Below are 8,621 nucleotides of genomic sequence, written 5' to 3'. Positions count from 1 at the left end.
CCAGCCAGCGTTCGGGGGGCTCCTGCTCGGGGGTGCGTGAACGCCGGCACCGAGGCCCGGGGAGCTCGAACATCGGAGAATCGTGCAGTTCCGCACGCTCGCGCAGCGCCTCAACACCCGTTTCAACAACCGCTTGACCCTCATCGTCCTGGGCGCCGTCGGCGCCCTCGCGGTGGCCGGCACCACCGCCGGGTACGCCGCCCTCGACCACGACGTGACGCTCACCGTCGACGGTCACACCAGCAAGGTGGACACGATGGCCTCGACCGTGGCCGGCGTCTTGAAGTCCCAGCACCTGCACGTCGGTCCGCACGACGTGGTCGCGCCCGGGCTGACCGAGAAGATCTCCGACGGCAGCGCGATCACGATCCGCTACGGTCGCCCGCTGCACCTCGCCGTCGACGGCCAGGAGCAGACCTACTGGGTCACCGGCACCACCGTGTCGCAGGCACTGGCCGAGCTGGGTCGCAACTACAGCGCGGCCGCGCTCTCCACCAGCCGTGACGCCTCGATCGGTCGTGCCGGGCTCGCCCTGGACGTGATCACCCCGAAGATGGTCACCGTCCGGCTCGCCGGCGCGGCGCCCCAGCAGCAGGAGATCGCCGCCGACACCGTCGGCGACGCGCTGGCCCGGATCGGCGTGCAGCCGCACGGGCGCGACGTCGTACGCCCGGCACTCGATGCCCCGCTCCACGACGGCGACACCATCACGTTCGTCGACTTCACCACCCGGACCAAGACCGTGAGCGGCGAGAAGGTGCCCTTCCCGACCGTCGAGCACAAGGACGCCTCGTTGCCGACCGGGACGCGCAAGGTCGAGACACCCGGCGTCGACGGCCTCCGCGACGTCACCTACCGGCTGGTCTACCGCAACGGCGACCTGGTCAAGAAGGTCGTCGCCAGCCAGGACGTCACCACCGCGCCGACGCCCGAGGTCGTCACGGTCGGCACCAAGGCACCGGCGGCCAACTACGCCGGCGGCAGCACGGTGTGGGACAAGATCGCGCAGTGCGAGTCGGGCGGCAACTGGGCCGCCAACACCGGCAACGGCTACTACGGCGGGCTGCAGTTCAGCCTCGGCACCTGGCGCGCCTACGGCGGCACCGGGCTGCCCTCCAACGCGTCCCGGGCCACCCAGATCGCGATCGCGACCAAGGTCCGCGACGCCTCCGGCGGGTACGGCGCCTGGCCGGTCTGCGGGCGGGGCCTCTGAGGCTGGCGCCGGCAGACATGTAACACGCTGTTGACGTCACTGGACGGTCGACGCGTCGACCGTCCAGTTGGGCGAACAGCGTGTTACATGCCGCGGCCGCTAGCCTGTCGCCCATGCCAGCAGTCCGCCTCCTCGGTCCCGCCGAGGTCAGGGCGCTGGCGGCGGAGATCGACGTGCGGCCGACCAAGCAGCGCGGCCAGAACTTCGTCATCGACCCCAACACGGTGCGCCGCATCGTCCGCGAGTCGGGCGTGGGCGCCGAGGACGTGGTCGTCGAGGTCGGACCCGGGCTCGGCTCGCTGACACTGGCCCTGCTCGAGACCGGCGCCCGGGTGACGGCCGTCGAGATCGACGAGGTGCTGGCCGGGCGGCTGCCGGCGACGATCGCCGAGTTCGCGCCGGAGTGCGCGGATCGGTTCGCGCTGGTGCACCAGGACGCCCTACGGGTGACCGAGCTGCCCGGGCCGGCGCCGACCGCGCTGGTGGCCAACCTGCCCTACAACGTCTCGGTACCCGTCCTGCTGCACCTGCTGGCGCTGCTGCCCTCGCTGGAGAAGGGTCTGGTGATGGTGCAGTCCGAGGTCGCCGACCGGCTGGCCGCGCGCCCCGGCTCCAAGGTCTACGGCATCCCGAGCGTGAAGGCGGCCTGGTTCGCCGACGTCAGGCGGACCGGCGCGATCGGCCGCAACGTCTTCTGGCCCGCGCCCAACGTCGACAGCGGCCTGGTCGCCTGGACCCGCCGCGAGCCGCCGGCCACCGCGGTCAGCCGGGAACGCGTCTTCGCCGTCGTCGATGCCGCGTTCGCCCAACGCCGCAAGGCCCTGCGCGGGGCGCTGCGCTCGGTCGCGGGCTCGGCGGAGGCGGCCGAGGCGGCCCTGGTCGCGGCCGGCATCGACCCGCTGGCGCGCGGCGAAGCGCTGACCATCGACGACTTCATCGCGATCACGGAGAACCTGTGACTCTGACCGTCCGCGCCCCCGCGAAGATCAACCTGCACCTCGGGGTCGGCGCCGTTCGGCCCGACGGCTTCCACCCGCTCGCCACCGTCTACCAGGCCGTCGGCCTGTACGACGACGTCACCGTGGCCGACGCCCCCGAGTGGACGGTGAGCGTCCGGGGCGCCGACCACGTCGCGCTGCCCGAGGTACCGCACGACTCGTCCAACATCGCCATTCGGGCCGGCCTGGCGCTGGCCGCCCACCATGGGCTGCGGCGTACCGCCCGGATCGAGATCTACAAGGGCATCCCCGTCGCCGGCGGCCTGGCCGGAGGCTCCGCCGACGCCGCCGCCACCCTGGTCGCGCTCGACCGGCTCTGGTCGCTGCACACGCCCGACGAGGACCTGCTCGCCATCGCCGGCTCGCTGGGCTCGGACGTGCCGTTCGCGCTGCTCGGCGGGTCGGCCACCGGGCACGGCCACGGCGAGATCGTGGCACCGCTGGCCGATGGTGGCGCCTGGTGGTGGGTGGTCGTGGGTAGCTCCGCGGGGCTCTCCACGCCGGCCGTCTACCGGCACTTCGACCAGCTCGGCGGCGCGGTCGAGGAGCCCGAGATCCCGTCGGCTCTGGTCACGGCGTTGCGCACCGGCGACGTCGAACTGCTCGCCGCCAGCCTCGGGAACGACCTGCAGGCGCCGGCACTCGACCTGCGCCCCGACCTGCGCCGTACCTTCGCCGACGGGCTGGCCGCCGGCGCGCTCGCCACCCTGCTCTCCGGCTCGGGCCCGACCGTGCTGCTGCTGTGCCGCAACGGCGACCACGCCCGCGAGGTGGCCGGCGGCATGGTCGAGCGCGGCCACGACCGGTGCTGGCCCGCGCCCGCGCCGGTCGCCGGCGCCCATCCGATCCGGTACTGAGCCGCCGGTTCGTGACTCGACCACGGGTCACGGACAATGGAGTCGCGATGGCCAACCTCCTCAATCTCGAACACGTCTCCAAGTCGTACGGCGTCCGCCCGCTGCTCACCGATGTCTCGCTCGGCATCGGCGCGGGCCAGCGGATCGGCATCGTCGGCCGCAACGGCGACGGCAAGACCACGCTGCTGGAGGTGATGACCGGGATCGAGGAACCCGACTCCGGCCGGGTCTCGCGCACCCGCGGCGTCGAGATCGGCTACCTGCACCAGGGCGACCAGCTGGTCGACACCCATACGGTGCGCGAGGCGGTCCTGGGCGGTCGTGACGATGCGACGCAGGCGGGGAGCGGAGCGACCGACGCCGACCACGAGTGGGCCGCCGACGCCCGCACTCGCGAGATCGTCGAGGTGCTGCTGGCCGGGATCGGCCTCGACCGGGTCGTCGACGGACTCTCCGGTGGGGAGCGCCGGCGGTGCGCGTTGGCCCGGCTGCTGCTGGGCGAGCACGACCTGATCGTGCTGGACGAGCCGACCAACCATCTCGACGTCGAGGCGGTCGCCTGGCTGGCCGCCCACCTCGCCGCGCGACCCTCCGCGCTGGTGGTGGTCACCCACGACCGCTGGTTCCTCGACGCGGTCTGCCAGTACACCTGGGAGGTCCATGACGGTGCGGTGGACGCCTACGAGGGTGGGTATGCGGCGTTCGTGCTGGCCAAGGCCGAGCGGCAGCGCCAGGCCGCCGCCTCGGAGGTCCGCCGCCAGAACCTGGTCCGCAAGGAGCTCGCCTGGCTGCGCCGCGGCGCCCCGGCGCGGACCTCGAAGCCGAAGTTCCGCATCGAGGCGGCCAACCAGCTGATCGAGGACGTGCCGCCGCCGCGCGACCGCCTCGAGCTGCAGCGCTTCGCCACCCAGCGACTGGGCAAGGACGTCATCGACGTGGAGGACGTCGACCTCTTCCGCGGCTCCCGCCAGCTTCTGGACCACGCGACCTGGCGGATCGGCCCGGGCGACCGGATCGGCATCGTCGGGGTCAACGGCGCCGGCAAGACCTCGGTGCTGTCGCTGCTCGACGGCTCCCTGCCGCCGGCCGCGGGCAGGGTCAGGCACGGCCGCACCGTCGCGCTGCAGCACCTGACCCAACAGCTCGACGACCTCGACCCCGAGGCGCGGGTGCTGCCGACCGTCGAGTCGATCCGGCGGGTCACCAAGACGCTCGAGGGACAGGAGCTGTCCGCGACGGCGATGCTGGAGCGGTTCGGCTTCACCGGTGACAAGCTGGTCACCCGGATCGGCGACCTGTCCGGCGGCGAGCGGCGTCGCTTCCAGCTGCTTCGCCTGCTGCTCACCGAGCCGAACGTGCTGCTCCTCGACGAGCCGACCAACGACCTCGACATCGAGACGCTGACGGTGCTGGAGGACTTCCTCGACGGCTGGCCCGGCACCCTGATCGTGGTCTCGCACGACCGCTACTTCCTCGAGCGGGTCACCGACTCCGTCTGGGCGCTGCTCGGCGACGGGCAGATCTCGATGCTGCCGCGCGGCGTGGACGAGTACCTCGAACGCCGCCTTCCCGTCGAGAGGTCACTTCCGGCGGGTCGAGAGGTCACTTCCGGCGGGTCGAGAGGTCAGGTTCCGCCGGTCGAGGAGTCAGTTTCGGCGAAGGCCAAGCCGGGGTCCGCCGAGGAGCGTGAGGCCAAGAAGACCGTGGCCCGGATCGACAAGCGACTGGAGCGGATCGCCGAGCGCGAGGCGGAGCTCAACGCCGCCATCCTGGAGAGCGCCAGCGACTATGCCCGGCTGGCGGAGCTGGGCGCGGAGCTCGACGTACTCGCCGGTGAGAAGGCCAACCTCGAGCTGGAGTGGCTGGAGGCCGCCGAGCTGCTCGAGTGACCATTCGAGCCGCCGAAAGTGACCTCTCGACGGGCCGAAAGTGACCTCTCGACGGGGGTCAGGAGAAGCGGACGAGCAGGCTGCGGAGGAGGCCGGCGAGCTGGTGCTGCTCGTCCTCGGAGAGATCGGCGAGGAAGCCGGCCTCGGCGTCGAGCAGCGCCTCGAACGCGCCGTCCACGGCCTCCTTGCCCTCCGGCGTCAGCCGCACCAGTACGCCGCGCCGGTCCTCGGGGTCGGGGTAGCGCTCCACGAAGCCGCGCGCGGCCAGCCGGTCGACCCGGTTGGTCATCGTTCCGCTGGTCACCAGCGTCTCGCGCAGCAGCCGGCCCGGCGAGAGCTCGTACGGTGCGCCGGCCCGCCGCAGCGCAGCCAGCACGTCGAACTCCCACGACTCGATCCCGTGCGCGGTGAACGCGTCCCGGCGGGCCAGGTCGAGGTGACGGGAGAGCCGGCCGAGCCGGGAGAAGACGGCGACGGGGGACAGGTCGAGATCGGGCCGCTCCCGGGCCCAGTCCTCGGAAAGGTCGTCGACCTCGTCCCTCATGAGTGCGATGCTAGCCGAAGATTCTTGACGTCGAGAGAGTCGAGGAGAACGCCATGCCGGACCAGTGGGACCCCGATCGCTACCTCAGCTACGCCGACGAGCGCGGCCGGCCCTTCGTGGAGCTGCTCGCCCGGGTCGGTGCGGAGCACCCGCGCGAGGTGGTCGACCTGGGCTGCGGGCCGGGCAACCTGACCGCGCTGCTGCAGCGGCGCTGGCCCAAGGCACGGGTGCGCGGCGTGGACAGCAGTCCGGCGATGGCCGAGCGGGCGCGTGCGGCCGGCATCGAGACGACGCTGGCAGACGTGCGCGAGTGGCGGCCGGAGGAGCCGGTCGACGTGGTGGTCAGCAACGCCGCACTGCAGTGGGTGCCCGATCACCTGGCGCTGTTGCCGCGGCTGGTGGCGGCGGTGCGGCCAGGCGGCTGGTTCGCAATGCAGGTGCCGGGTAACTTCGGCGAGCCCAGCCACACCCTGCGCGAGGAGCTGGCCGCCGAGCCGCCGTACGCCGAGTACCTGGCCGGCACTGCCCGGCCCGGCAGCCACGAGCCGACGGCGTACTGGGAGGCGCTCAGCGCGGCCGGCGAGGTCGACGTGTGGGAGACCACGTACCTGCATGTCCTGACCGGCGAGGACGCGGTCTTCGACTGGATCTCGGGCACCAGCCTGCGGCCGACCCGCGCGGCGCTGCCCGACGAACTGTGGCAGCGCTTCGCGGCCGAGCTGCGGCAGCGACTCCGGGTGGCCTATCCCATCCGGGCGGGCCGCGTGATCCTGCCGTTCCGGCGCATCTTCGCGGTGGTCGCGGTTACCTGCTGAGCATGAACCTGGCAGCCGACCCGGAGCAGCGTGCCGTCGTCGTCAATCGCGTCCGCCGCGCGCAGGGGCAGCTGGGCGGGGTGCTGCGGATGATCGAGGAGGGCCGCAGCCTGGACGAGGTGGTCTCCCAGCTCAAGGCGGTCACCCGGGCGTTGGACAAGGCGGCGTTCGCGCTGCTCGCCGGCGAGCTGCGCAGCCGGACCATGCGCGGCGCCGATCCCGCGGAGCTGGAGGAGCTGGAGCGGGTGTTCCTCTCGCTCGCCTAACAAGTTACTCATCAGTAAGATGGTGGGCATGTCGCAGCTCTACCGTCTTTGGACCAGCACCTCGAGCATCCCCGTCGTCGGCAAGCGGATCTTCTCGATCGCCTTCAGCCAGAAGGCGCCGTACTTCGGCACGATCCACCCGCGCGTCACCGAACTGCGGCCCAACCACGCCGAGGTGGTGATTCCGAACCGGCGCCGGGTGCACAACCACATCGGCACCGTGCACGCGATCGCGCTCTGCAACGGCCTGGAGATGGCGATGGGCGCCCTGGCCGAGACCACCATCCCGGCAGGCAAGCGCTGGATCCCCAAGGGCATGGAGGTCGCCTACACCGCCAAGGCGACCAGCGACATCACCTGCATCGCCGAGACCGACCAGGAGCAGTGGGACGGCGACGACCCCGACCTGCCGGTGCGAGTGAAGGGCGTGCGCGACGACGGCACCGTCGTGATCGAGGGCGTCATCAGGCTGTGGGTGACTCCCAAGAAGTGAATTGAGTACGGCGCGGGGTCGCGCCGTACCCTTGCCGGGTTATGGCTCGCACGTATGAGGTCCGCACCTACGGGTGCCAGATGAACGTCCACGACTCCGAGCGGCTCTCCGGGCTGCTGGAGGACGCGGGCTACCTGAAGGCGGCTGACGGCGAGCAGGCCGACGTGGTCGTGTTCAACACCTGCGCGGTGCGGGAGAACGCCGACAACAAGCTCTACGGCAACCTCGGTCACCTGCGCCCGGTCAAGGACGCGCACCCCGGCATGCAGATCGCCGTCGGCGGGTGCCTGGCGCAGAAGGACCGCTCGGTTATCACCGAGAAGGCGCCCTGGGTGGACGTGGTCTTCGGGACCCACAACATCGGCTCGCTGCCGGTGCTGCTGGAACGCGCCCGGGTGGCGGAGGAGGCGCAGGTCGAGATCCTCGAGTCGCTCGAGGTCTTCCCCTCCACGCTGCCGACGCGCCGGGAGAGCCCCTACGCCGCCTGGGTGTCGGTCAGCGTCGGCTGCAACAACACTTGCACCTTCTGCATCGTGCCGTCGCTGCGCGGCAAGGAGAAGGACCGCCGTCCGGGGGAGATCCTGGCCGAGATCGAGGCGCTCGTGGCGGAGGGCGTCGCGGAGATCACCCTGCTCGGCCAGAACGTCAACGCGTACGGCGTGGAGTTCGGCGACCGGCAGGCCTTCTCCAAGCTGTTGCGTGCGTGCGGCTCGATCGAGGGCCTGGAACGAGTGCGCTTCACCTCCCCGCACCCGGCGGAGTTCACCGACGACGTGATCGAGGCGATGGCCCAGACGCCCAACGTGATGCCCTCCCTGCACATGCCGCTGCAGTCCGGCTCCGACCGGATCCTGCGGGCGATGCGCCGCTCCTACCGCTCCTCGAAGTACCTGGGCATCATCGAGCGGGTCCGCGCGGCGATCCCGCACGCCGCGATCACCACCGACATCATCGTGGGATTCCCGGGTGAGACCGAGGAGGACTTCGAGGAGACGCTGCGCGTGGTGCGCGAGGCGCGCTTCGCCAGCGCGTTCACCTTCCAGTACTCCAAGCGCCCCGGTACGCCGGCCGCCGACATGCCCGACCAGATCTCGCCGGAGGTCGTCGGCGAGCGCTACCGGCGGCTGGTCGACGTGGTCAACGAGATCGCCTGGGAGGAGAACAAGGCCCAGGTCGGCCGCACCGTCGAGTTGATGGTCGCCGAGGGCGAGGGTCGCAAGGACGGCGAGACGCACCGCATGTCGGGCCGGGCGCCCGACAATCGGCTGGTCCACTTCGCGCCCGACTCGCTGGCCGGCCGCGTCGAGCCGGTGCGCCCGGGCGACATGGTGACGGCGGAGATCACCTACGCCGCCCCGCACCACCTGGTGGCCGACCGGGTGCTCGGCGTGCGGCGTACCCGCTCCGGGGACGCCTGGGAGGCACGGACCGCCGTCCCCAAGCAGGTCGTCGGCCTCGGGCTGCCGACCGTCGGGGTGCCCGACCCACTCCCGGCCGCCCCCGCCTGCGGCTGAGGCCCCGCTCTGCCCAAACTGTCACCGTGACA

9 protein-coding genes are annotated in these 8,621 nt (G+C 71.8%); 8 read left to right on the top strand and 1 reads right to left on the bottom strand.

What is annotated here, in order from left to right; all coding sequences use genetic code 11:
* Window positions 1-82: 82 nt before the first annotated feature.
* The 4 genes from VHA72_RS13565 (at window position 83) to VHA72_RS13550 (ending at window position 4,957) form a co-directional block, all read left to right on the top strand.
* Window positions 83-1,213: a resuscitation-promoting factor gene (locus VHA72_RS13565; RefSeq protein WP_325576083.1), complete on the top strand. Its 1,131-nt coding sequence runs from the start codon at window positions 83-85 to the stop codon at window positions 1,211-1,213.
* A gap of 113 nt (window positions 1,214-1,326) precedes the next feature.
* The gene (gene rsmA / locus VHA72_RS13560; RefSeq protein ID WP_325576081.1) at window positions 1,327-2,172 is read left to right on the top strand and encodes a 16S rRNA (adenine(1518)-N(6)/adenine(1519)-N(6))-dimethyltransferase RsmA; all 846 of its coding nucleotides are present in this window, start codon (window positions 1,327-1,329) and stop codon (window positions 2,170-2,172) included.
* Window positions 2,169-3,068, top strand: a complete 900-nt coding sequence (locus VHA72_RS13555) for a 4-(cytidine 5'-diphospho)-2-C-methyl-D-erythritol kinase (protein WP_325576079.1) — start codon at window positions 2,169-2,171, stop codon at window positions 3,066-3,068. The genes rsmA and VHA72_RS13555 overlap by 4 nt, the downstream gene beginning before the upstream one ends.
* Before the next feature lie 47 nt (window positions 3,069-3,115).
* Window positions 3,116-4,957 (top strand): ABC-F family ATP-binding cassette domain-containing protein, encoded by a 1,842-nt coding sequence (locus VHA72_RS13550; RefSeq protein ID WP_325576077.1) that lies wholly within the window; start codon window positions 3,116-3,118, stop codon window positions 4,955-4,957.
* A 58-nt stretch (window positions 4,958-5,015) separates the two neighbouring features.
* Here the strand turns inward: VHA72_RS13550 and VHA72_RS13545 are convergent, their stop codons facing one another.
* Complete coding sequence (locus VHA72_RS13545) at window positions 5,016-5,501, bottom strand: MarR family winged helix-turn-helix transcriptional regulator (RefSeq protein WP_325576075.1); 486 nt, start codon at window positions 5,499-5,501, stop codon at window positions 5,016-5,018.
* Between the two features lie 53 nt (window positions 5,502-5,554).
* Between VHA72_RS13545 and VHA72_RS13540 the strand changes: the two genes are divergently transcribed.
* The 4 genes from VHA72_RS13540 to miaB are packed head-to-tail and all read left to right on the top strand — an operon-like array spanning window position 5,555 to window position 8,589.
* On the top strand, window positions 5,555-6,316 hold the full coding sequence (locus tag VHA72_RS13540) for a trans-aconitate 2-methyltransferase (protein WP_325576073.1): 762 nt from the start codon (window positions 5,555-5,557) through the stop codon (window positions 6,314-6,316).
* A 2-nt stretch (window positions 6,317-6,318) separates the two neighbouring features.
* On the top strand, window positions 6,319-6,582 hold the full coding sequence (locus VHA72_RS13535) for a metal-sensitive transcriptional regulator (RefSeq protein ID WP_325576071.1): 264 nt from the start codon (window positions 6,319-6,321) through the stop codon (window positions 6,580-6,582).
* A gap of 28 nt (window positions 6,583-6,610) precedes the next feature.
* Window positions 6,611-7,075 carry a hotdog fold domain-containing protein gene (locus VHA72_RS13530; RefSeq protein WP_325576070.1) on the top strand — a complete coding sequence of 155 codons (465 nt, stop codon included), beginning with the start codon at window positions 6,611-6,613 and terminating at the stop codon, window positions 7,073-7,075.
* Window positions 7,076-7,116: 41 nt separating this feature from the next.
* Complete coding sequence (gene miaB / locus VHA72_RS13525) at window positions 7,117-8,589, top strand: tRNA (N6-isopentenyl adenosine(37)-C2)-methylthiotransferase MiaB (protein WP_325576068.1); 1,473 nt, start codon at window positions 7,117-7,119, stop codon at window positions 8,587-8,589.
* The last annotated feature ends 32 nt before the right edge of the window (window positions 8,590-8,621 follow it).

This window comes from Nocardioides sp. (assembly GCF_035547795.1).
Classification (GTDB): domain Bacteria; phylum Actinomycetota; class Actinomycetes; order Propionibacteriales; family Nocardioidaceae; genus Nocardioides.
This window is presented reverse-complemented; position numbering and strand designations above follow the sequence as displayed.